Raw genomic sequence first — 22,539 nt, 5'->3', positions numbered from 1 at the left:
TAAAAGTGCGATGAGATTAGCATTTGTGCCGTGGAGCGGCCCAATGATTAAAGGTGAAAGAGTGTCGATGGAACGCCGGTGCCTGCGCTGATCGTTCCCATGCTCTGCGTGGGAATGCATCCCGTGACGCTCTGCGTCACATCCAGAGCCGAACGCAGAGCGTCCGTAGAGGCATTCCTTTGCGGCGCGTGGGAACGATCGGTGGTGGTTCAGGAATACTGCACTTCGATCTCATCCAGCTGATGATCAAAGCTTTTCAGCCGTGCCGTCCACGTATAGACCAGCACTTCGAAATCCCGATTGATCACCGCGCCATTCGGTGAGTCCGAGCGCGGGTCGCAAAAATCCAGTTGATAGCGTTCGCGGGCCATGGCGTTGGCCACGTCAGACAGTTCGCGGGCATTGTTCAGCCAGTGCCAGCCTTCATCGGTGACCTGTTTGTCGAGGGCCAGGCATTGGGTCTTGAGCGCTTCGAGGCTTTTTTCCAGCGGGGTGCCGGTAAGTTCGCCCATGACTTCCTGGAAAGTGCGCCCCGGTTGCCAGTAACTGCCCCAGAAATACCGGTCGAATACTGTTTCAACCCGGCGCAACGCCACCTTGGTGTCCCAGATCAGCACCAGGGTCTTGCCTTGTTCGAGTTGTTTTTTCTTGATCCGCCGGGTTTGCAGCGAAGCCCAGGCGACGACTGCGATCGACATCACCCCGATCAGCGCACTGGCACTGTCGAGAAAGATCAAAGCCTTATCAATCTGGTGCGCCAGCATCACGCCATAAAAATACGTTGCCGAGAGCAGCACCAGCGCGACAATTGCGCACCAGAAGCCGGGAGCATAAGGGTTTTTCATTATTGGAATCCCCATGACCAATGCGAGCTTTGACGGCCGGACCCGCCCGCGCGAACCCGACATGTAAAAGCATAGCAACGGCCTCAGGGTTTCGTTGGCTGTGAACCTTGCGTTCGTCCGCTTTCCCAACCGCCGCCCAGCGCCAGGAACAAGTCGATCTGGCTCATGGCGACCTGAGTATTGGCGGCCGCCACCTGTGCACGCACATCGGTGTAGGTGCGGGTCGCCTGCAAATCGGCGAGGAACGACGCCCGGCCGGCCTGGAAGAAGCGGTGCGTCTGGTCCGCCGCCTGTTGCGCCGATTGCTCGGCATCGACCAAGGCATCGCGGCGCTGCAACAGCGCGGAATACTGCGCCAGACCGGTCTGGGTTTCGCGGATCGCGTTCAACACCACCCCGTCAAAGTGCGCCAACGCGCCTTGGGTCGCCGCTTCAGCCTCACGCACCCGTGCCCGGGAGCCGTTGGACGGCACTGTCCAGGTCAGCAACGGGCCGAAACCCCAGCGATTGGTTTGCGGTTGGCCAAGGTGATCGAGAATGCCCACGGTACCGACGGTCGCCCCAATGCTGATGTCCGGGTAAAGCGCACCGGTAGCAACGCCGATGTCCGCCGTCGCGGCCGCCAGTTGACGTTCGGCCTGACGCACATCCGGTCGCCGTTTGAGCAAGGTCGCACCGTCACCGACCGGCAACAATTGCGCAATTTTTGGCAGCTCGTGACAACTGCTGGTCCCGGCGGGTAATTGATCCACCGGTTTAGCCAACAGCATCGACAAACGGAACAGCCCGGCCTGACGGGCGGCCTCATAGCGCGGCATATCGGCGCGCAAGGATTTGAACTGGGTTTGCGAACGGGTGACCTGGGTTTCGTCGCCGCGTCCGGCATCGCGCAGGCGTTGAATCAGCGCGGTGCTCTGGCCTTGCAGGTCCAGTGAGTGCTCAGCGATTTCACGCTCTTCGTTGGCCGCGCAGACCTGGGTATACGCACGCACCACATCGGCGACCAGGGTGATTCGCGCCGTATCGGCTGCAGCTTGCGTTGCGTCAGCGCTGGCTTTCGCCGCTTCGATCCCGCGCTGCAAGGTGCCAAACAGATCGAACTGATAGGACGTGGTGATGCCGATATCACCGACATTGGTCACCGGGATCTTTTCCGGCAGCAAGAACGCCTCGCCGGATTCCTGCAAACGCTGGGCACCGACCTTCACGCCACCGCTCCAGCCGCCCGCCGACTCGGCTTGTTCGACCCGGGCACGGGCGCGCGACAGGTTGGCTGCCGCCACCCGCAAATCGGTGTTGGTGGCCATGGCCTGGCGCACCAACTCATCCAGACGCGGGTCCTGGTACAGCCGCCACCAGTCGCCCGGCACCGGCGCCGAGACCACGTTTTTTCCGTGCGCAGTCAGATCGCCCTGAAAGTCCTCGCGGTGCACCGCAGCCTCTTTGGGCAAATGGTAATCCGGGCCCACCACCTGACAGGCCGACAGCAGCAAGCCGAGACCGGCCGTCGCTAAACAGGCGGCCGCTTTCATTGCTCCGGCTCCTGCTCGGGTCTGTCGCCGATGATCGACACGGTCGCAGTACGCCCGGCGATCATGCGGAAATCTGCCGGCACGTCATCGAAGGCAATCCGCACCGGAATTCGCTGTGCCAGACGCACCCAGCTGAACGCCGGGTTAACGTTGGGCAGCAGGTTCGAACCGCTGCTGCGGTCACGGTCTTCGATACCGGCGACGATGCTTTCAACATGCCCGCGCAACCGCGAACGGTCGCCAATCACGCGAATATCGACACCTTGGCCGACGTGAATGCCGTCGAGTTTGGTTTCTTCGAAATAGCCGTCGATGTGGAAGGAATTGCTGTCCACCACCGACAACACCGGACGGCCGGCGGTGACGAACTCCTGAGTACGCGGTGCGCGGTCGTTGACGTAGCCGTCCACCGGGCTGCGGATTACCGAGCGGTCCAGATTGAGCTGGGCGCTGTCCACCGACACCTGGGCCTCGGACAACGCCACTTCGGCGCGGGCCACGCGGGACTGGCTTTCTTCCAGTTGCTCGCCCGGCACCAGATTGCCCAGGCCACGGTTGCGCTTGGCTTCACGTTGCGCCTGGGCCAGGGTTTCCTGACGGTCGGCGACCGTGGCCTTGGCCTGGCGCAACGCCAGTTTGAAACGGTCCTGGTCGATGCTGAACAGCACCTGGCCGCGCTTCACCGGTTGGTTGTCACGCACTTCCACTTGCTGGATCAGCCCGGAAACGTCCGGGGCGATCTGCACGATATCTGCGCGAATGTGCCCGTCGCGGGTCCACGGAGCGAACATGTAATACATCACCATGCGCCAGACCACGACGACCGCAAAGGTCACCACCAACAGGGTCAACACCACACGGCCAAGGGTCAAAATAGGTTTTTTCATGTCATCAGGTATCGACTGAGTGAGTCCACGGCGCCGAGCAGCAAGGCGTAAAGACCAACGTTGAACAATGCCCGGTGCCAGACCAGACGATAAAAGTGCAGGCGCGTCAGCAACCCGTGCACCACCAGGTACAGCACGTACGTAATGCCCATCAGCACCAGCAACGTGGGCAGGAACACCCCGCTGATGTCCAGATCACCGATCATAAAGGCGCTCCATCGATACCTTGGGGAAACGGTTCATCGGTCTCGTTACCGATGAACTCCACGCCCGGCAACAGCGCCAGACGCAGACCGGCGAGGGCGTGCAGCAGGTGCACGCGGGTTTCGCCGTCACCTTCCAGGCCTTGGCCATTGAGTGCGCGTCGGGTGCGATCCAGGGTCATCAGCAACGGTGCCGGTGCCGGCAAGCGTTCGCCGGCCTTGAGGCAGGCCTTGAAGTACTCGCCGACCTCGGCCACCACCTGCTGCAGCAAGACGTTCGGCACACCCTGCACCCGTGGCGCATACGCCAGCAAGTCCAGCAGGTTCAGCGCCACACGGACTTCGCGCAGCGCTATACCGGTGTCCTGACCGGTCATCGCCAGGCGCGGCAAATGCTGCATCAGCCGATCGAGCATCTGCACCCCCAGGTGCCGGTGTTCGGCGAGGTTCGCCGGCTCGGTCATGCCGACGATGTCGCGCCAGCTGAAACGAGTCAGGCGCTTGGCCGCCAGCTCCGAACCGAAGGGCCGCGCCACCAGGGTCCAGATAAAGGCAAACAACAAGCCCATGGGCCCGGCCAGGTTGGAGTTGGCGAAGCTCAAAAAGTCCGCGTCGTAGGCGCCCTGGATGCTGATAAACGACGAGGTGTTGACGATGGTCAACAGCATGCCGAGGTAGAAACGCGGCTGTACGGTCAGGGTGCCGACGCAGATAAACGGCACGGCGAACGCCAGCACCAGCATCGGGAAGTCATGCAGGTTCGGCAGGATCAAAAACAGGTAGAGGCTGGCGAACAGCACCGACATCGCGGTCCAGAAAAAGAATCGGTAAATCTGCGGTGCCGGGTCGTCCATCGCGGCGAAAAAACTGCATGCCACCGCCGCCAGAATCACCGCACTGCCGCCATCGGTCCAGCCGAGCAGAATCCACAACACCGAGGCGACGATGATCGCCAGCACCGTCGATGCCGCCGAATAGAGCATCAGCCCACGGTCGAGAAACGGCGTCAGCCGACCCAGCCGCCAATGACGGTAGACCGCACGCCAGTTGTCCTGGCTTTCGCAGCGAATGGCTTCTTGCAGGCTGCGCAGGTCTTGCCACAAATCGATCCATTCACCGAGGCGATACAGCGCGTTGGAAAACAGCAGTTGCTTGCGATCATCCAGCGCTTCGGCACTCGGTTGCAGGGCTTCAAGTTGAGCGCGCAGGGCTTGCCAGTGCTCGACCGAAGCGTCAGTGCGGTCAAGCCATTCAACGGTCGCGGCCAGCAGCGGCGCGAACTTGTCCACAAGCTCGGGCGTGCGCCGCTGCAAGGCGTACAGCGCATCGTCCAGCGCATCCACCACCGGCAGCAGGTGAATCATCCGCCCGCGCAGTTCTTTGATGTTGCGCACGGTTTGCGGTCGCGCACCTTCGTGGGGCAACTGGCCGATCATCAATTCCAGGGAGTTGAACGTGGCCACCATTGAGGCGCGCAAGGTGCTGACTTCGTCGGGCTGCACGTTGCGGGTCAGGAAGCGCTGGCTGTAGGTCACCGCGTCGCTGAACCACTTGCTCACCGCACCATCGAACACCGGCGCCAGCCGTCGGGGCCAGAACATACTGCCGACCACCGCTGCGCAGACGATGCCGAGGAAGATCTCTTCAGTCCGCGCCTCTGCCACATCCCATATCGCCAACGGGTTATCCACCACCGGCAGGGAGATCAGCGGCAAGGTGTAGCCCGCCAGCATCAACGCGTAGTTATTGGCGGTGCGCAAATGCATCGACAGAAACAACAGGGTGCCGGTCCACAGCGCGATGACCAGCACCAGCACATACGGGCTCTGGACGAACATCGGCACAAACAGCAACGCCGCCGCAGCCCCGGTCAAGGTGCCGATGGCGCGGTACAGGGCCTTGGAACTGGTCGGCCCGACGAACGGGCTGGAAACGATGTACACCGTGGCCATCGCCCAATACGGACGCGGCATTTGCATGAGCATGGCGATGTACAGCGCGATCATCGACGCGGCGAAGGTACGCACGCCGTAAAACCAGTCGCGGGCCGGCGGTATGCCGCTAAAAAATCCGTTCACGAGGGGGTCACCGGTAACTGCTGCTCTGCCGTCTCGAATGCCCGAATCACCCGCAGCGCCGCCTCCAGATCCGCCGGATCGATGCCTTCGAGCACCACACGGCGCAAGCGCACCAACTCGGCTTCCACCGCTTGCACCAACTCGCGGCCGGTATTGGTCAAGCTCAGGCACTTGGCGCGACGATCAAGGGGATCTTCAGTGCGGCAGACATACCCGGACTGGCACAACTGATCGAGCAAACGCACCAGCGACGGGCTCTCCATCCCCGCCGCCTGCGCCACCGTCACCTGCCGCACACCCTCGCCCAGCCGCCCGATCATCAACAACGGGACGGCGCAGGCTTCGGAAATGCCGTAGTTGACCAGCGTGGTCTGGCAGATTTTCCGCCAATGCCGCGCGGCCACCACCATGGCACTGCTGATGTTCATCTGAAGGGCGTCGAGGGTCTGGGACACAGGTCAATTCGCACACTGTTAGTTTGCTAACTATCAATATCGCATTGGAGGGGAAATTCAGTCAAGTTTTGAAACAAATTAGCGTAGTGCGCAAAACCTGCGGTGAGGGGGCTTACCCTGATGCCGGTAAATGAACGGAAATCTATCGCCTGGTGATTCATTGTGGCGAGGGAGCTTGCTCCCGCTCGGCCGCGAAGCGGTCGTAATCCGGCAATCGCGTTCCATCTGAATACTCGCGGTGGCTGATTTCAGGGTCGCTTCGCCCGAGCGCGGACCGACCCGCGGGAGCAAGCTCCCTCGCCACAGGTTAGGTGCTCGCCGCTGGAACAGGATGCTCCACGTTCAGTTTGAAGCTGACGCGGAGCATCGTTATCGCATCAGCTCGCTTGCGCCGCCTGTGCAGCCAGGCGGTGTTGCAGCTCTTCCATCAAATCCAGCCCATCGCGCAATGACACATACGCGGCATTGATCAAACGATAGAAGTCTTTGTCGTTGAGATCGCGAATTCGCCCACTCGTCGCGGCAACATCTGGGCAGTGATGAATATGTACTGAAGACGTATATACTTTTTCAGCACTCAATCCCGGAAACCAGACCATGTCCAAACAAGCCGTTTTTACGATGAAACTTGAACCCGAACTGCGCGAACAGTTCATGGCTGAAGCAGAAGCGTCCCATCGGCCGGCGTCGCAAATTGTCCGGGAAATGATGCGTCAGTTTGTTCAAACGCAACGAGAGTCGCGTGAGTACGAGGCGTTCTTGCAACGTAAAGTCGACATCGCGCGAGTCTCCATGCGGGCAGGCGAAGGCCTGACAAACGACGAAGTAGAAGCTGAATTTACTGCCAGGCGCACTCAAGCAGCCAGACAAGGATGAGGATAATTTGGACGCCAGCCGCGGCACAGGATCGTGCAGACATTTGGGACTATCTCCACTCAGTAAACCCACGAGCAGCCATCGAGATGGACAACCGGTTCAGCGACTCGGTTTCTCGCCTCTCACGCCACCCAGAATGTGGTCCTAACGGGACGATCCCGGGTACTCGCGAACTGATCCCTCATCAAAGCTACCGACTGGTCTATCAACTGGATCAGGGAACCGCGTGGATACTCGCCTTGGTCCATACCTCGCGCCAATGGCCTCTTGAGAAATGAACATTCCCGCGCCCTGCGCGGGAACGCATTGCAGCAACCTTAGCTTGCTTGCGCCGCCTGTGCAGCCAAGCGGTGTTGCAGCTCTTCCATAAGATCCAGCCCATCGCGCAATGACACGTACGCGCGTTGATCAGCCGATAGAAGTCTTTGTCGTTGAGATCGCGAAGGGTGATCGATGTGAGGGTTTCCAGCAGATCGGTGCCGATGCGCACACGGCTACAGGCGGTTTCGTGGAGAAAATGGGTTGGTGCGAGGATGTTGTAGGCCAGAACGCAGACGGGGGTTGGATTGGAACTCAGTGGTCGATAAGGAGTCATTGGCGTCGCACTCAAAAAATAATTTTAAAGTGTGGGTAGTGAGTAGGATCGCCAAATCCTGTCGCCGATGTGCGGCGACGTGTCGAACTATAGGTGGGCGTTTCGGGGTTCGCAACCGAGTGGGCGAGCTTCGGAGTTTTCCTCGGAGTTTCGAGCCCTTTCATACATCGGCCAGCAGACGCCCCGCCTCACCCTCAATAAACTCAAACACCTCTTCCGGCACGCTGTACTGGAACTGCTTGCGTCGATGTTTTGAAACCTTGCCCTCGTTGTCCAGGCACATCATCACCAGCTTCGACAGGTCGCTGCCGCGTACGTCGTAACGCTGGTTCACGGCTTTGACGATACGGTCGTAGCGTTCGAGGAACTCGGTTTCTTCGCGCAGTTCGACTTCGAGGGCGCGGCGGGCCATTTGCAGGGTGAATTCGATGCAGCGGGTGGCGTCCCAGAAGCGGTAGATCGAGGGATGGCCAATGAACTCGAAGGCCATTTGGTCGGCGTCCAGCCAGGTGACATTCCAGAAATCGCGGGCGGGTTGTGAGAAGTCCTTGAGGGCGGCTAGATAGCTGGACTCTTCGTGTTTCATGGCCACGGACACCGGCAGCAGCAGGCCATTTTCCAAGGCACCGGAATGACACAGGGTCTGGTGGATCAGAAAGCGTGAAAGTCGGCCGTTGCCGTCCATGAACGGATGGAGGAAGACGAAACCAAACGCCGTCACAGCAGCGGCCACCAGCGGATCGACTTTTCGCGAGGACTGATTGGCGAAGGTCATCAATTCGCCCATCAACTCACGGCACAAGTCCGGCTCAGGCGGGATATAGCTGACCCCGGCAGCACCGCGCAGGCCGTTATGCAGGTGGTTTTGTTCATGGCGGAACAGTGCGGCTTTATCGAAAGGGTTGGAGACTGTGCTGTTCTGCAGTTCCACCAAGTACTCTTCGCTCAGCTCGCGACCATCATGGGCCTGGCGCAGTAATTGAACGAAGCGCCGGGACTTTTCATCGCTGGGTTCTTCCCTCTCGATGGCAAAGGAATCACGGGTTTCGTGGAGATACGCCCAGTTGATGGCTCGGTCCATCATCTCTGTCGGCAACGTCGCCATGAAGGATTTCGCTCGGCCGAGGATGTCGAGGCTGAGCAAAGACTCGAGTTCAGGTGTGTACTCCACGGTGGCGCAATAGTGCAGCGAGCCAAGCCCGTTAAAATCGACGCGCCAGCGGCTGTTGCGTACAGCGGGGCCCGTTATGTAAATCTCGGGGTCGAATAACGCGACAACGCTACCGCGCACGGGTGATGAATAGTCCAGTTGGCGCCCCGTGAAGCTTTCCCAGAGGAAACAGGCTTTGCGAATGAAGACGCCGTTCGGTGCTTTTTCCAGCTCATGGAGCAAGTGTTCTGCGGGGATCGCTTCCAACGCCTGGGACAGAATGCACAGATTGATGCCTTCATGCTTGAGGGCAAACAAAAGATGCTCAAGCATTGAACCTTGAGCCGGCGCCACGGATTGCGGGACCGCCAGACAGTCACCAATCAGCGTGATGCGCGTCACAGGTTTGATCATCGCAGTGCGTTTGGGCGCAAAGCTCTTCAGCTTCAGCGTACTGCGAAGGTAGGCGTATCCGACAACTTGCATGACAAGCAACCCCAGAAAAAACTGACTTTGGCGATTAAAGCCCAGATTTTTTTACTTTTCCCCAGATTTTTTTACATTCCGCCCTTTTCTCTCAGATTTTTTTACACCCCTCGCCCCTTCCTCAGCAGCACATCCAGTTGATCCACCACTTCCGCCCAATCGGAATCGTCGAGGATGTCCTCGCGCAGGAAGTCCGCCTGGCTCTTGGTCCAGAAAAACGCGTCGGCCAGGTGCAGTTCGGGTTTGAGCGGTGAGTGGGTGGCGATGAATTTGTCGATGCTTTCGGCGTCGTCGGGCAGGCCGAGTTGTTTGAACAGGTTGGGGAGGCTGTGGGTAGGTGATTCCATGGGTTGGCTCCTGGGTTTCAGAGGGGATGGTCGGGGACTGCTGCGCAGTCCATCGCGGGCAAGCCACGCTCCCACATACGGTGGTTCCTGTGGGAGCGTGGCTTGCCCGCGATGGCGGCGGTGCCTTCACCGCCAATAATGGCTACTGACTCAGCTCGCACACCTCGGCATGCGGCACCATTTTCAGGTACTGGTCCATCCTCAAGTGCACGAGGTTGTTGTGGTTGCCGGCTTCGACGTAGATCTCTTTCTGACGGGTCAGCATCGGGTCGATGACCATGTCCATACCATAGGACTCACCCAAAGCCGGGACGGCACCCCGTTCGCAGTCGTCGAACAGGTGGGCCAGGGTGCTTTCGCGGGTGACTTGCCATTCACCGCTGCCACGCACTTTTGTCAGGTCCAGATGCCGGCTGGCTGGCAACACGGCCATCAGGTAGTGGCCGTGGTGGTCGTCGAGTATCACCGATTTCGCCACGCGCTCAGCAGGAATGCCCGCCACCCTGGCGGTTTCCAGGCTGCTGGCCGAATGCGGGTGAGAGACTACGTCGAATTCGCAGTGCGCCTCTTCCAGGCTGCGCTGCACGGTTCTTGCCATACGCATGATGCACCTCGGTGTCCGTCGCAAGGCGGGCGGACGATAATTAAACAGGTTGGCGTCTCCTCTAAAGTCTAGGCCTGCTGCCGGAACCCGGTGATAAATCTGCCCACTGGAAACTCGCAAAAATTGATCAAGAATCATCCAGCCAAAGGCTCAACTAGACTATAAGCAGGGCCACCGTGTGGCTCGCGGACGGATGACTCTCCTGGAGGGTCAAGTGAACACTCGCTGGTGGTATGTGGTTGTGCTGTTGTTGGGTTTGAGCGGATCGGCTTTCGCGACAGACACGGTTGTGGTGGTCGTCCCCAACCCGCTCGGCGTCTGGCTGATGATGGTGGGTATCGCGCTGCTCGTGGCGGAGGTGGTGCTGCCCAATTACGGTGTGGTCGGACTGGGCGGCATCACGATGTTCGTGATTGGCGCGGTGATGGTGAGCAACGCCGATGTCCCTACGCCACTGATCATCGGTCTTGGACTGATCAGCGCCCTGCTGTTGATCGCCCTGCTGTTCCACGCGCTGAAAACCCGACCGCGCCACATTGTCAGTGGCGATGCCGGGCTGCTCGGCAGCGTCACACAGGTGACCGCGTTGCAGGGCCACAACACGCACAAGGGCTGGGTGCATTTGCAAGGTGAACGCTGGCAGGTGCACTGCAAGACACCCTTGCATTCCGGGCAACGGGTGCGAGTGGTGGCACGCAAGGGAACGCTGCTGGAAGTGGCCGCGGCTGACGCGGCGTCGCAAGGAGAATGATCATGGGTTTGCAACTGGGTTTTGCCGCGCTGCTGGTGCTGCTGATTGCACTGGCAGGATCGACCTTCCGCATCCTGCGCGAATACGAGCGCGGCGTGGTGTTCCAGCTCGGACGCTTCTGGCAGGTCAAGGGCCCGGGGCTGATCCTGTTGATTCCGGTGGTCCAGCAAATGGTTCGGGTCGATCTGCGGACCGTGGTGCTCGACGTACCGCCGCAAGACGTGATCACCCGCGACAACGTCTCGGTGAAGGTCAACGCGGTGTTGTACTTCCGTGTGCTCGACTCGCAGAAAGCGATTATCCAGGTCGAAGACTTCCTCATGGCCACCAGCCAACTGGCACAAACCACCTTGCGGGCGGTGCTCGGTAAGCATGAACTGGACGAATTGCTGGCCGAACGCGAACGCTTGAACTTTGACATCCAGCAAGTGCTGGACGCCCAGACGGATGCCTGGGGCATCAAGGTCGCCAACGTCGAGATCAAACACGTCGACCTCAACGAGTCGATGATCCGCGCGATCGCCAAACAGGCCGAAGCCGAACGCGAACGGCGGGCGAAAGTGATCCACGCCGAAGGTGAGTTGCAGGCCTCGGAAAAACTCATGCAAGCCGCCGAAATGCTCGGTCGCCAGCCTGGCGCCATGCAGTTGCGTTATATGCAGACCCTGAGTTTGATTGCCGGTGACAAGAGTTCGACTATTGTCTTTCCGCTGCCGATCGAATTGCTCAAGGGCATGGCGGATTTGTCGTCGAAGAGCTGAGCTGTTGATTCACCTGTGGCGAGGGAGCTTGCTCCCGCTCGGCGGCAAAGCCGTCGTCATTCAGCCAATGCGGTGCGCCTGACAAAAGACTGTTGCCAGGTTCAGGGCCGCTCCGCGGCCCAGCGGGAGCAAGCTCCCTCGCCACAAGAAGCGGTTCGCCATTGCTCCAATGCTTTGTAAGGCCCGTGCGCCCAACGCTCTATGCGCTCTCTGAGCAGCGGCGAGGCTTCTCGTTGCTTGTCTTCGCCGTCTGCCACAAACGTTTCGGCCGGTTGTTTGGCGTGCTGACTCACGGCGCTGAACACTTGGGTCCGCTGCTCGGCATTCAGCGCAAAAAACCTCGCCAAACGGCGCTCCATGGCGCCCGGCAATTCACGATAGTTGACCGCCAGTCCGGCAAATTCGTGGCAATGTTCAACGCCCAATTGCAGCAGTTTGCCCAAGCGCCGAGCGATGAAGTCTTCTCGTCCCTCGAATGCTGCCCCATCGTCTAATGCGCTGGCGCCGATCAGCCCCGGCACCATGTGCATGCCCGGACGGCGCAGGTGGGAGACGGCGATTTCCAGCGGATCGCGGTAGACAAACAACCAGGGCGTTTCAGCAAAGCACTCACGCAACCGCTTCAATTCACCGATGTTCCAGGCGTCCAGCTTGATCACCAGGCGTTGTTCCACGCCTCGGCGCGACTGGCCATAGGCCGAGAGCAAACCGCGAATCGCCGCGTTGCGTTCTGCAGGCGGCAGTTCACTGCGTAGCAAGGCATCCAGTGGTGGGGGTTCGGAAATGACGATGTGGTTGTCGAGTTGCGCCAGCATCTGGCAGATCAGCGTCGAGCCACAGCGTGAAGCGTGAAAAATGAATGCGCTTGGTGCCAGTCCTGGGCGGTTCGCTTGCCAAGCACTTAGCGTGCTCAGCGGCGTTTGACGGCGGAAGGCCTGGTTGAACGGCAGGCGCAGCGCCTCCTCCACCGCATCGCGGAAAAACGGCTGTCGCAACGGCTGATCACCAAACCAGCACCAATCGACCCGCCACTCCCCGGCCTGCTGCCAGACACGAATCGGCAACCAGCCGTCGAGGTTCAGGTGTTCCATTGTTCATTCCACTGACGGCGGCCATTGCGCATCGCCGCACGCAACTCTTCACGGGAGAACGCCAGGCCATGTTCGGCAGCCAGCTTCAGGGTGGCGGCGGTAAAAGCTTCGTTGTCGGTCACGCCCTGCAAGACTTTGCAGAGCTGTGGATCGTTTTCCAGCAGCCGTCGAAACTGTGCCAGCGCTTGCGCTGCATGACCGACGCCAGGCGCCGGCGTGGTTGAAACACCCTCGACAATCGCCTGTTCCAACCAAGGGTCGGGCCTGCAATCGATCACCAGATGCACCCGCTCGCAGCTATCGCGATTGTCGACGCTGTGGGGGCGCGACAAGTCGAGAAACCAGCATTCGCCGGCCTCCATCGGCATCTGTAAACCGTCGAGCAGAAAGTCGACGTTCGGTGGGCTGAGCAACGGAATGTGCAGCCGCAGATCGGCCTCTGGCCCCTCAAGATCGTAGTCGCGGTGCTCGTGAATCCGACTGCCAGGCCCCAGCTTCAGCAATCTGGCCGAAACGATATCCAACGGCAATTCCTGCAATGCACGCTGCCATCGACTATCGAGCAGCCACGGCGCTCGCAACACCGGTTTTCCATGGCCAGGGGATAACTCCGTCAGCGCATCAACCGCGCTGATCAGCGCGACTCCGCTCCAGTCGCCGCTGAAATAGTGGCTATTGAAATGGCTGTGCCAGTCGCTGTCCTTGATTTGCGCCAATGCCTGCAACAGTAACGGCAGAGGCACTGTCACCGGCAGGCGGGAAAACGCCGGTCGAGTCATCGGTGCGGTAACACCGCGCATTCGCCGAGCCAGGTCAGTAAGCGATCGAGGCAGGCGTCCACCGACAGCACGCCGGTGTCGAGCACCAACGCCGCCGACGCGGGTGGCTCGTAAGGTGCGGAGATACCGGTGAAGCCCGGCAGTTCACCGCTGCGTGCACGGGCGTAATGACCTTTCGGATCACGCTGCTCGCAAACGTTGAGCGAAGCACTGCACCAGACTTCGCGGTAATCGTCGCCCAATCGCTGGACGAAAATGTCGCGCAGCTCAACCAGCGGCGCAATCATCGCCAGGATCACAATCTGCCCGTTCTCCACCAGCAACGCTGCAACCTCGCTGGCGCGGCGGATATTTTCCTGACGATCCTTGTCGGCAAACCCGAGGTCGCGATTGAGCCCGACCCGCAGTCCATCGCCATCGAGCACCAGGCTTTGCACACCGCGCTCGAACAATGCAGCGTGCAGCGCCTGGGCCAGGGTCGACTTGCCTGCCGCCGGTAAACCGGTCAGCAGGATCGCCGCTCCGCGATGGCCATGGCGCTCTTCGCGTTGCGCCCGGCTGACGCTGGCCGTGGGCGCCAGCAGATTACTTGCTTTGGACATGGGCTGTCGGCACCGTGATGTTGCCGGCGGCCCACGCGTCCTCGCGGCTGGAGAGCGCGGTGGCGATCGACTGCACTTGGGTCGACTGCACCTGATCCGGCAGTGGGTCGAGCCCGGCACTGGCGAAGATCTGCCCGTAAGCGTTGCGCAAGTCGGCGTACGACAGGTCGCGGCGCAAGTCGGCTTGCAGGGTGTTCAGTTCGCCCTGGATCAGCTCCAGTTCGCCGATACCCGCCGCCTGATGGCGGTTACGTAACTGGCCAAGAATCTGCCCGTCGATGTCCGACAGCTGCTGGTTGGTCTGGAACTGGCGCAGCGCTTCGCGGTAGTTGGCGTTGGCCACGTAGAGCTGCGCCAGCACCGCGATCGACATCGCCTGACGGCGCGCCTTGGCCACTTCTTCACCGGCCTTGGCAACATCGATGGCCGCCGGAGCGGAAATCACGTTGAACAGGTTCCAGGTGATTTTCACCCCGTAGTCGGCCCACTTGTCGTTGACCAGAAACGAGTTGCTGTCGTAATGCCCGCCAGCCGAGAGCTCCAGCCCCGGCAGTAGCCGCAGCATGGCTTTACGGGTTTCGGCGGTGCTGATGCGCGTCTGATAATCCTGCTCGCGCAATTCCGGACGGCTGGCCAGGGCTTCCTGCTCAAGGCTGGCCATGCCGACCTTGAGTTCCGGGATCGGGTAATCCTCCGGCGTCGCCAATGTCAACTCGGTGCCCATCTGCAGGTTGATCAGGGTCGCCAGTTCGGTTTTCGCCAACGACAGTGCCCGCCGCTGCTCTTCCAGCTGGCGGGTGGCTTCGATCAACGAACGCTGGTATCCCAAGGCCTGCACCGGGTCGCCGATGCGCTGCTCGCTCATGCTCTGGCTGTTGTTGCGCGCGGCATCGACCCGCGCCATCAGGCTATCGATCTGCTTGAGCAGGCGTTCAGCGGCCACCGCCCGCCAATAAGCCGAGCGCACGTCCTGAACGATGGTGTTGATGACCTTGCGCCGGCGTTCCTGAACGATCAACCGTTGATCGCCTTGCTGCTTGGCGTTGATGTAGCTGACGCCGAAGTCGAGGACGTTCCACACCATGGTCAGGTCGGCGACTCTGCGGTCGCGGTCCTGAGAGGTCGAAGGTTCGAGGGACTGGGTGCCGGTGCGTACGCTCTGGCTGCTGGAGGCGCTGGTGTTGTTGCGCCCTACATAACCGGCGTCCAGGGCCATGCGCGGCAGCATGTCGAAGCTGGCGAGGTCGAGTTGGCGCTTGGCCAACGCCTCTTCCATGATTTTCAACCGGCCCTCAAGGTTGTATTTCACTGCGCGGGCCATGGCTTGATGCAGCGTCAGTGGGCCGCTAAGGGGCTCCTGATCCTTGTACATGCTCGCCAAATCGCTTTTGGCGCGCTGCTCGCTGACACTGCGTTCAATCGGTTCACTGGTTACCGCGCAACCGCTGACTGCCAGCGCCAGCAGGCTGGCGCCGAAAAGTTTCTGACTCTTTTTCATCCTTGGACCGCCCCTAGGTACTGCATAAGTTCAGGTTTTTATTCAGGCGTGCATTTCGCTGATGCCGACCTGCTTTAGAGCCGCAGCCAATGCCTGAATCTGCTGCTTCTCGGTGTTTTCAAGTTGTTGAAGTTGTTCGCCCAAGGTCAGCGCGCCATATACACCGTGCAGCCCCTGAGCCGCATCGCCGCCGTGCTGGATCGACCTGTCGCCGAACGCGTTGACCGAACTGTGGCCACTGCTCGACTCATGGCTGAACAGGCTCGACAGTGTGCTGGCACCAAACACCCCGCCATCACCGCCACCAAAACCCAGGAAGCCGTGAGCGGAGCCAACTCCGCCGCTGTCGCTGCTACTGAACACCTGAGAGATATAGCTGGGGCTCAGTGCGCCGCGATTGATGAAAATATCCCCCAGTGGGCGGATGCCATCGCCCAATACCCGCTGTTCGAATAGCGGTGCAAAAGTCAGCGGTGAGCCGAGATTGCCGGTCGGCGGCGCGAAGACAATTGGCTGCAACGGCGCGTTCGGAGTGCTTTGCGGCGGTGTCGGGTCGCTGACCAAGACCACGACGGCCGGCACCGTGTTGACTGTGAAATTGTTGGAGATCGCGACCCCAGTGCCCGCGTTCCCGGCGCGGTCGGTCACATTGCTGCTGTCCAGACCGATGAAATTGGTCGCATCGCTGATGTTGGCCGCCGGGGTCAGGGTGGCGGTCCAGGTCTTGCCGCCGTTGCTGCTGCTCAGGTTGGTGAGGGTGCCATTGGCCACGCTGATGTCGGACAAATCGAAATGCTTCACCGCCTCGCTGAAGCTGAAGGTCACCTGCGAGGTCTGGCCAACGCCCAGGTTCGGGTTGGCGACGACGATGGTCGCGGTGGGGCGATCACTGTCCAGAGCGTAGTTGTTGGAGATGGCCAGCCCCGTCCCGGCATTGCCTGCAGCGTCGTTGACATTGCTGTTGTCGAGCACAATCAGGTTGGTGGGGTCGGTCACGTTCGCCGTCGGCGTGAACGTCGCGGTCCAGGTCTTGCCGCCGTCACTGCTGGCCAGGTTGGACAACGTGCCGTTGGTCACGCTCAGATCGGACAGGTCAAAACCGCTTACCGCTTCGCTGAAGGTGATGGTCACCCCCGAGGTCTGACCGATGCCCAGCAGCGGTTTGGCCACCACAATGCTTGCCGTTGGACGTTGCGTGTCGATGGCGTAGTTGTTCGAATCTGTGGTGCCCACACCAACGTTGCCAGAGGCGTTCTGCACGCCCGTGTTGTCCAGGGTGATCAGGTTGGTGGTGTCGGTGATATTCGCGGCCGGGGTGAAGGTCGCTGTCCAGGTAATACCGCCATCGCTTGAACTGACCGCGCTCAACGTACCGTTGGCGATGGTCAGGTCGGCGTTGGTGAACCCGCTGACCGCCTCGGAGAAGGTGATGGTCACCAATGAGGTTTCGCCCACCTTGAGTGCGTTGTCGGCCACCACGATAGTCGCCGTTGGACGCACGGTGTCGATGGTGAAGTTGGCGGAATCGGTGGTGCCGCTACCGGCGTTACCGGCCAGGTCGGCCACGCCGGTGTTGGCCAGGGTGATCAGGTTGGTCGTGTCTTTTATGCCGGCAGTCGGGGTGAAGGTGGCCGTCCAGGTGATGCCGCCATCGCTGCTGCTGACGCTGGTCAGGGTGCCGTTGGGCACGCTCAGGTCACTGTTGTCGAATCCAGTCACCGCTTCGGAGAAGGTAATGGTCACCAGCGAAGTCTCGCCCACGACCAGGGTCGGATCGGCGACGACGATGGTCGCGGTCGGCCGCTGGGTGTCGATGGTGAAGTTGTTCGAGTCGGTGCTTCCGCTCCCGGCGTTGCCAGCCAGATCGGCCACTCCGGTGTTGTCCAGGGTGATCAGGTTGGTCGCGTCGGTGGTACTGGCGCTCGGGGTAAAGGTCGCGGTCCAGGTGATCCCGCCGTCACTGCTGCTCACGGCGCTGAGGGTGCCGTTGGCGATCGTCAGGTCGGCGTTGGTGAAACCGGTCACCGCCTCGCTGAAGGTGATGGTCACCAGCGAGGTTTCACCGATTTTCAAGGCGTTGTCCGCCACCACGACCGTCGCGGTCGGGCGCACCGTGTCGATGGCGTAGTTGTTCGAGTCGGTGGTGCCGCTGCCGATGTTACCGGAGCCGTTCTGCACGCCGGTATTGTCCAGAGTGATCAGGTTGGTGGTGTCAGTGATGCTCGCGGTCGGGGTAAAGGTCGCGGTCCAGGTGATCCCGCCATCGCTGCTGCTCACGGCGGTCAGCGTGCCGTTGGCAATCGTCAGGTCGGCGTTGGTGAAGCCGGTCACCGCCTCGCTGAAGGTGATGGTCACCAGTGAGGTGTCGCCAATCTTCAGCGCGTTGTCGGCAACGATGATGGTCGCCGTCGGACGCACGGTATCAATGGTGAAGTTGGCGGAGTCGGTGGTACCGCTACCGGCGTTACCGGCCAGATCGGCGACGCCGGTGTTGGCCAGGGTGATCAGGTTGGTCGTGTCTTTTATGCCCGCAGTCGGGGTGAAGGTGGCCGTCCAGGTGATGCCGCCATCGCTGCTGCTGACGCTGCTCAGGGTACCGTTGGGCACGCTCAGGTCACTGTTGTCGAAACCGGTCACGGCCTCGGAAAAGGTGATGGTCACCAGCGACGTCTGCCCGGCTGCCAGCGTTGGCGAGGCGATCACAATGGTCGCGGTCGGGCGCTGGCTGTCGATCGCATAAGTATTGGAATCGGTGGTCGCGGCACCGGCATTACCGGCCAGGTCGGCAATCCCGGTGTTGTCCAGGGTGATCACGTTGCCGCTGTGGGTGACGCCGTTCACCGGCGTCAGTGTGGCGGTCCAGGTCACGCCGCCATCGCTGCTGCTCACTGCACTCAGCGTACCGTTGTCGATCGTCAGGTCGGCGTTGGTAAAACCGGTCACCGCTTCACTGAAGGTGATGGTCACCAACGAAGTCTGGCCGATCCCCAGCGCGGTGTCCGTCACCACGATGGTCGCCGTTGGACGCTGGGTATCGATGGCGTAGTTGTTCGAGTCGGTGGTGCCGGTCCCGACGTTGCCGGAACCGTTCTGCACGCCAGTGTTGTCCAGGGTGATCAGGTTGGTGGCGTCGGTGGTGCTGGCGCTCGGGGTAAAGGTCGCTGTCCAGGTCACGCCGCCATCGCTGCTGCTTACGGCGGTCAGCGTGCCGTTGGCAATCGTCAGGTCGGCGTTGGTGAAGCCGGTCACCGCCTCGCTGAAGGTGATGGTCACCAGTGAGGTGTCGCCGATCTTCAGTGCGTTGTCGGCAACGATGATGGTCGCCGTCGGCCGCACGGTATCAATGGTGAAGTTGGCGGAGCTGGTGGTGCCGCTGCCCGCGTTGCCGGCCAGGTCAGCCACGCCGGCGTTGGCCAGGCTGATCAGGTTGGTCGTGTCGTGGATGCCCGCATTCGGAGTGAAGGTGGCGGTCCAGGTGATACCGCCATCACTGCTGCTGACCGCGCTCAGCGTACCGTTGGGAATTGTCAGGTCGGCGTTGGTGAAACCGGTCACCGCCTCGCTGAAGGTGATGGTCACCAGCGAGGTTTCACCGGCAGCCAGTGTCGAATCGGCCAGCACGATGGTGGCGGTCGGACGCTGGGTGTCGATGGCGAAGTTGTTGGAGTCGGTGCTGCCGCTGCCCGCGTTACCGGTCAGATCGGCGATCCCGGTGTTGTCCAGAGTGATCAGGTTGGTCGCGTCGGTGATACTGGCGCTTGGGGTAAAGGTCGCGGTCCAGGTGATACCGCCATCGCTGCTGCTCACGGCGGTCAGCGTGCCGTTGGCAATCGTCAGGTCGGCGTTGGTGAAACCGGTCACCGCCTCGCTGAAGGTGATGGTCACCAGCGAGGTGTCACCGATTTTCAACGCATTTTCGGCGACCACGATGGTGGCCGTCGGCCGAACAGTGTCGATGGCGTAGTTATTGGAGCTGGACGTACCCAGGCCGATATTGCCCACCGCGTTTTGCACACCGGTGTTGTCCAGGGTGATCAGGTTCGTCGCATCGGTGATGGCGTTGGTCGGGGTGAAGGTTGCCGTCCAGGTCACACCGCCATCGCTGCTGCTGACCGAGGTCAGCGTGCCGTTGGCAATCGTCAGGTCGGCGTTGCTGAAGCCAGTCACCGCCTCACTGAAGGTGATGGTCACCAGCGAGGTTTCACCAATGTTCAAGGCGTTATCGGCGACCACAATGGTCGCGGTCGGGTGCGCGGTGTTGATCACGTAATTGCCCGAATCGGTGGTGCCGCTGCCCGCGTTGCCCGCCAGGTCACTGACACCGTTGTTGGTCAGGGTGATCAGGTTGGTGGCATCAGACACCCCGTCGGTCGGGGTGAACGTGGCGGTCCAGGTGATACCGCCGTCGCTGCTGCTCACCGCGCTCAATGTGCCATTGGCGATGCTCAGGTCGGCGTTGGTAAAACCGCTCACCGCTTCGGAGAAGGTGATGGTCACCAACGACGTTTCACCGGCCGTGAGGGTGCTGTCGGCGACCACGATGGTCGCGGTCGGGCGCACGGTGTCGATGGCATAGTTATTCGAATCTGTCGTACCTGTGCCCGCATTACCCGCCAGATCGGCGATTCCGGTGTTGTCCAGAGTGATCAGGTTGGTGGTGTCGGTGATGCTCGCGGTCGGGGTGAATGTCCCGGTCCAGGTGATCCCGCCATCACTGCTGCTGACCGCCGTCAACGTGCCGTTGGCAATCGTCAGGTCGGCGTTGGTGAAACCGCTCACAGCTTCAGAGAACGTGAAGGTGACCAGTGAGGTGTCGCCGATTTTCAGTGCGGTATCGGCGACCACGACGGTTGCCGTTGGCCGCACGGTGTCGATGGTGTAATTGTTGGACGTGCTGGTGCCGACCCCGGCGGCGCCCAGTGACACACTCTGGACCCCGGTGTTATCCAGGGTGATCAGGTTAGTGGTGTCAGTAATGGCGTTGGTCGGGGTGAGAGTCGCCGTCCAGGTCACCCCGCCATCGCTGCTGCTCACCGCGGTCAGCGTGCCGTTGGCAATCGTCAGGTCGGCGTTGGTGAAACCGGTCACCGCCTCAGTGAAGGTAATGGTCACCAGCGAGGTCTGGCCGATGTGCAGGGCGCTGTTCGCCACCACGATGGTAGCGCTAGGTGTCGGCGCATAGGCGGTGTTCACGGTGCCGCCGTCGTTGAAGATATTGTTCACGGCCGCCACGCTGGCACCGGTACTACCGCCGCCCAGCGCCGGACCGCCGGAGCCACTGCCACCGACGTTACCGGACAGCGCCGCGAAGTTGGCGGCGGTCATCAAGACCGTGCCTTTGTTCCAGATCGCGCCGACACCTTTACCGGCCGCGCCACCGGGGTCGGCGGAGCCGCCCAGGCCACCACCGCCACCACCGCCACCACCGGCGGCGATGTTGCCGGAAATCACCGAGGTGCCAATGACCGTCAGGGTGCCGCTACTGGCGTTGTAAATACCACCGGCAGCCGACGAGCCGGCCCTGCCGGGCTTGTCCCAACCGGAGCCGCCTCCGCCACCGCCGATGGAAATCGTGCCGTTGTTCGCCGTACCGCCCGCACCACCGCTGCTGTAGTTGGCAGCCCCCACGCCGCCCGCGCCACCGCTGCTGCTACCGCCGCGACCGCCCATGTAGTTGGGGTTGTAGCCGCCACCGTTACCGCCCGTGTTGGCACTACCACTCGTACCGCCGTAGACACCCGTGCCGAAACCGGAGGTGCCACCATGACCGCCGGCTTGCCCGCCCAATGCACCGCCACCACCGCCGCCGCCGCCGACCGCGCCACCGACGTAAGGTGAGGTAACCCCGCCACCGCCACCGCCGCCCGAAGCGGCGTTGCTGGTCACGGTGACGTTCTTGAGGGTCAGGTTGCCGGCGTTGTAAATACCGCCACCCATGGCCGCCGAGCCGTCCGTACCGGCGGCAGCACCATTACCGGCCACCAGGCCCTGTTTGATGATCAGCCCGTCGAAGGTCGCAGTGACCCCGGAAGCGACCTGAACCACCCGGGTCTTGTACTGACCGTTGAGGGTCACATCGGCAATGCCGTCGTGGTTCAGGTCACCTTCCAGCGTGACGTTCTTGGTAACGGTCAGTTGCGAATTCAGATTGACCGTCATGGTGGTGCTGAACGTCACCGTGTCACCCACCACGGCATCGCTCAGCGCCTGGCGCAATGAGCCGACCCCACTGTCACCGTTGTTGGTGACCGTCAGGGTCGCCAGGCTGTACTGATACGCGGCCATGGACTGGGCCGACAGCACGTTATGGCTCTCGATGGTGCCGGTGGCGATTTCCAGATCCCAGTCACCACTCACACCGGTACGGTTGTTCGACGCGGCGATATCGCGCCCGGTAAGTTGCGCCAGCGAGTCGACAAAGCTGATGCCCTTGTCACCTGCAGCGGTGTTGCAGGCGTAGATCAGAATGTCGCCGCCGACGTTCATGTCATTGCCGATGCGCGCCAGCACCGCGCTGCGAGCCGCCACGTTATCGGCCGACAGGTAAGTGTCGCCCAGCCACAAGTCGCCGCTATTGCCGTGGGCGATGATTTCCACGGTACTCACGCCGTGGTGGGTATCCAGATAATCGGCGATCTGTTGCAAGCCGTCCTTGGTCGGGTCGAGCTGGACCACCTGGGTGCCGGGCGACACGCCTTTGAGCAGGCTATCGGCGTCCTTGATGCGCGAATCGACGAACACCACGCTCTGGCCGGGTACGGCGGTGGGTGTCGCAGCAGGTGCGGGCGTAGCCGCTGACGTGTTGTCCGCTTGGCCGTGGGTGTCCTTGCTGGCCACCGGGTGGTCGGCAACCGGAGCCTTGGCAGCGTCCGCCGTGGCGTGGCTGTCGGCTTGGGCGGCAGTATCGGCAACGGTGGCCGCCACTGCGCCGTCGAACAGCATTCGCGGTTCCAGGGAAATGATCATTGGCGATGCCAGAACGCGTGCGCCTTGGAATGT

The 22,539-nt window shown here is 61.3% G+C and carries 20 protein-coding genes; 4 read left to right on the top strand and 16 right to left on the bottom strand.

From position 1 onward, the window contains the following. Nucleotides 1–209 precede the first annotated feature (209 nt). The 7 genes from KRR23_RS12440 to KRR23_RS12410 form a co-directional block, all read right to left on the bottom strand. Nucleotides 210–845, bottom strand: coding sequence for a hypothetical protein (locus tag KRR23_RS12440; protein ID WP_019691156.1), 636 nt, complete (start codon nucleotides 843–845; stop codon nucleotides 210–212). 83 nt (nucleotides 846–928) lie between these two features. Next, nucleotides 929–2,377, bottom strand: coding sequence for an efflux transporter outer membrane subunit (locus tag KRR23_RS12435; RefSeq protein ID WP_216742737.1), 1,449 nt, complete (start codon nucleotides 2,375–2,377; stop codon nucleotides 929–931). Next, nucleotides 2,374–3,264: an HlyD family secretion protein gene (locus KRR23_RS12430; RefSeq protein WP_216742736.1), complete on the bottom strand. Its 891-nt coding sequence runs from the start codon at nucleotides 3,262–3,264 to the stop codon at nucleotides 2,374–2,376. The genes KRR23_RS12435 and KRR23_RS12430 overlap by 4 nt, the downstream gene beginning before the upstream one ends. Next, nucleotides 3,261–3,470 (bottom strand): DUF1656 domain-containing protein, encoded by a 210-nt coding sequence (locus KRR23_RS12425; RefSeq protein WP_017478036.1) that lies wholly within the window; start codon nucleotides 3,468–3,470, stop codon nucleotides 3,261–3,263. The genes KRR23_RS12430 and KRR23_RS12425 overlap by 4 nt, the downstream gene beginning before the upstream one ends. Beyond that, on the bottom strand, nucleotides 3,467–5,545 hold the full coding sequence (locus tag KRR23_RS12420; protein WP_216742735.1) for an FUSC family protein: 2,079 nt from the start codon (nucleotides 5,543–5,545) through the stop codon (nucleotides 3,467–3,469). The genes KRR23_RS12425 and KRR23_RS12420 overlap by 4 nt, the downstream gene beginning before the upstream one ends. Then, a complete protein-coding gene (locus KRR23_RS12415) occupies nucleotides 5,542–5,973 on the bottom strand; it encodes a MarR family winged helix-turn-helix transcriptional regulator (protein ID WP_216742927.1) in 432 nt (143 codons plus the stop codon). The genes KRR23_RS12420 and KRR23_RS12415 overlap by 4 nt, the downstream gene beginning before the upstream one ends. Nucleotides 5,974–6,377: 404 nt before the next feature. Then, a complete protein-coding gene (locus tag KRR23_RS12410; protein ID WP_216742734.1) occupies nucleotides 6,378–6,581 on the bottom strand; it encodes a hypothetical protein in 204 nt (67 codons plus the stop codon). A 16-nt stretch (nucleotides 6,582–6,597) separates the two neighbouring features. Between KRR23_RS12410 and KRR23_RS12405 the strand changes: the two genes are divergently transcribed. Both KRR23_RS12405 and KRR23_RS12400 read left to right on the top strand, forming a co-directional pair. Then, the gene (locus KRR23_RS12405; protein ID WP_216742733.1) at nucleotides 6,598–6,876 is read left to right on the top strand and encodes a CopG family ribbon-helix-helix protein; all 279 of its coding nucleotides are present in this window, start codon (nucleotides 6,598–6,600) and stop codon (nucleotides 6,874–6,876) included. Then, complete coding sequence (locus KRR23_RS12400) at nucleotides 6,873–7,154, top strand: type II toxin-antitoxin system RelE/ParE family toxin (RefSeq protein WP_216742732.1); 282 nt, start codon at nucleotides 6,873–6,875, stop codon at nucleotides 7,152–7,154. Before KRR23_RS12405 ends, KRR23_RS12400 begins: the two co-directional genes overlap by 4 nt. On the opposite strand, the gene KRR23_RS12395 is transcribed toward KRR23_RS12400, so the two are convergent. The 4 genes from KRR23_RS12395 to KRR23_RS12380 form a co-directional block, all read right to left on the bottom strand. Then, nucleotides 7,091–7,471 (bottom strand): hypothetical protein, encoded by a 381-nt coding sequence (locus KRR23_RS12395; RefSeq protein WP_216742934.1) that lies wholly within the window; start codon nucleotides 7,469–7,471, stop codon nucleotides 7,091–7,093. The genes KRR23_RS12400 and KRR23_RS12395 overlap by 64 nt on opposite strands. A 160-nt stretch (nucleotides 7,472–7,631) precedes the next feature. Beyond that, on the bottom strand, nucleotides 7,632–9,107 hold the full coding sequence (locus KRR23_RS12390) for a Fic family protein (protein WP_216742731.1): 1,476 nt from the start codon (nucleotides 9,105–9,107) through the stop codon (nucleotides 7,632–7,634). A 101-nt stretch (nucleotides 9,108–9,208) separates the two neighbouring features. Then, nucleotides 9,209–9,454, bottom strand: coding sequence for a DUF2789 domain-containing protein (locus tag KRR23_RS12385; RefSeq protein ID WP_019691148.1), 246 nt, complete (start codon nucleotides 9,452–9,454; stop codon nucleotides 9,209–9,211). A 142-nt stretch (nucleotides 9,455–9,596) separates the two neighbouring features. After that, nucleotides 9,597–10,058: an aminoacyl-tRNA deacylase gene (locus KRR23_RS12380; RefSeq protein WP_216742730.1), complete on the bottom strand. Its 462-nt coding sequence runs from the start codon at nucleotides 10,056–10,058 to the stop codon at nucleotides 9,597–9,599. A gap of 214 nt (nucleotides 10,059–10,272) precedes the next feature. On the opposite strand from KRR23_RS12380, the gene KRR23_RS12375 reads away from it, so the two are divergent. After that, on the top strand, nucleotides 10,273–10,809 hold the full coding sequence (locus KRR23_RS12375) for an NfeD family protein (protein ID WP_367880648.1): 537 nt from the start codon (nucleotides 10,273–10,275) through the stop codon (nucleotides 10,807–10,809). After that, a complete protein-coding gene (locus tag KRR23_RS12370) occupies nucleotides 10,809–11,570 on the top strand; it encodes a slipin family protein (protein ID WP_162174777.1) in 762 nt (253 codons plus the stop codon). The genes KRR23_RS12375 and KRR23_RS12370 overlap by 1 nt, the downstream gene beginning before the upstream one ends. A 101-nt stretch (nucleotides 11,571–11,671) precedes the next feature. Here KRR23_RS12370 and KRR23_RS12365 read toward each other — a convergent pair whose 3' ends face one another. The 5 genes from KRR23_RS12365 to KRR23_RS12345 are packed head-to-tail and all read right to left on the bottom strand — an operon-like array spanning nucleotide 11,672 to nucleotide 22,506. Next, the gene (locus tag KRR23_RS12365) at nucleotides 11,672–12,661 is read right to left on the bottom strand and encodes a sulfotransferase family protein (RefSeq protein ID WP_216742728.1); all 990 of its coding nucleotides are present in this window, start codon (nucleotides 12,659–12,661) and stop codon (nucleotides 11,672–11,674) included. Next, nucleotides 12,649–13,440 carry an aspartyl/asparaginyl beta-hydroxylase domain-containing protein gene (locus KRR23_RS12360; RefSeq protein WP_216742926.1) on the bottom strand — a complete coding sequence of 264 codons (792 nt, stop codon included), beginning with the start codon at nucleotides 13,438–13,440 and terminating at the stop codon, nucleotides 12,649–12,651. The genes KRR23_RS12365 and KRR23_RS12360 overlap by 13 nt, the downstream gene beginning before the upstream one ends. Next, entirely contained in the window at nucleotides 13,437–14,042 is a 606-nt protein-coding gene (gene cysC, locus KRR23_RS12355) for an adenylyl-sulfate kinase (protein ID WP_216742727.1), read from the bottom strand. Before cysC ends, KRR23_RS12360 begins: the two co-directional genes overlap by 4 nt. After that, a complete protein-coding gene (locus KRR23_RS12350; protein WP_216742726.1) occupies nucleotides 14,026–15,540 on the bottom strand; it encodes a TolC family protein in 1,515 nt (504 codons plus the stop codon). Before KRR23_RS12350 ends, cysC begins: the two co-directional genes overlap by 17 nt. A gap of 42 nt (nucleotides 15,541–15,582) precedes the next feature. Beyond that, the gene (locus tag KRR23_RS12345) at nucleotides 15,583–22,506 is read right to left on the bottom strand and encodes an Ig-like domain-containing protein (RefSeq protein ID WP_253912062.1); all 6,924 of its coding nucleotides are present in this window, start codon (nucleotides 22,504–22,506) and stop codon (nucleotides 15,583–15,585) included. Nucleotides 22,507–22,539 lie beyond the last annotated feature (33 nt).

Source organism: Pseudomonas sp. CVAP#3, assembly GCF_018986375.1.
Taxonomy (GTDB): Bacteria; Pseudomonadota; Gammaproteobacteria; order Pseudomonadales; family Pseudomonadaceae; genus Aquipseudomonas; species Aquipseudomonas helvetica.
This window is presented reverse-complemented; position numbering and strand designations above follow the sequence as displayed.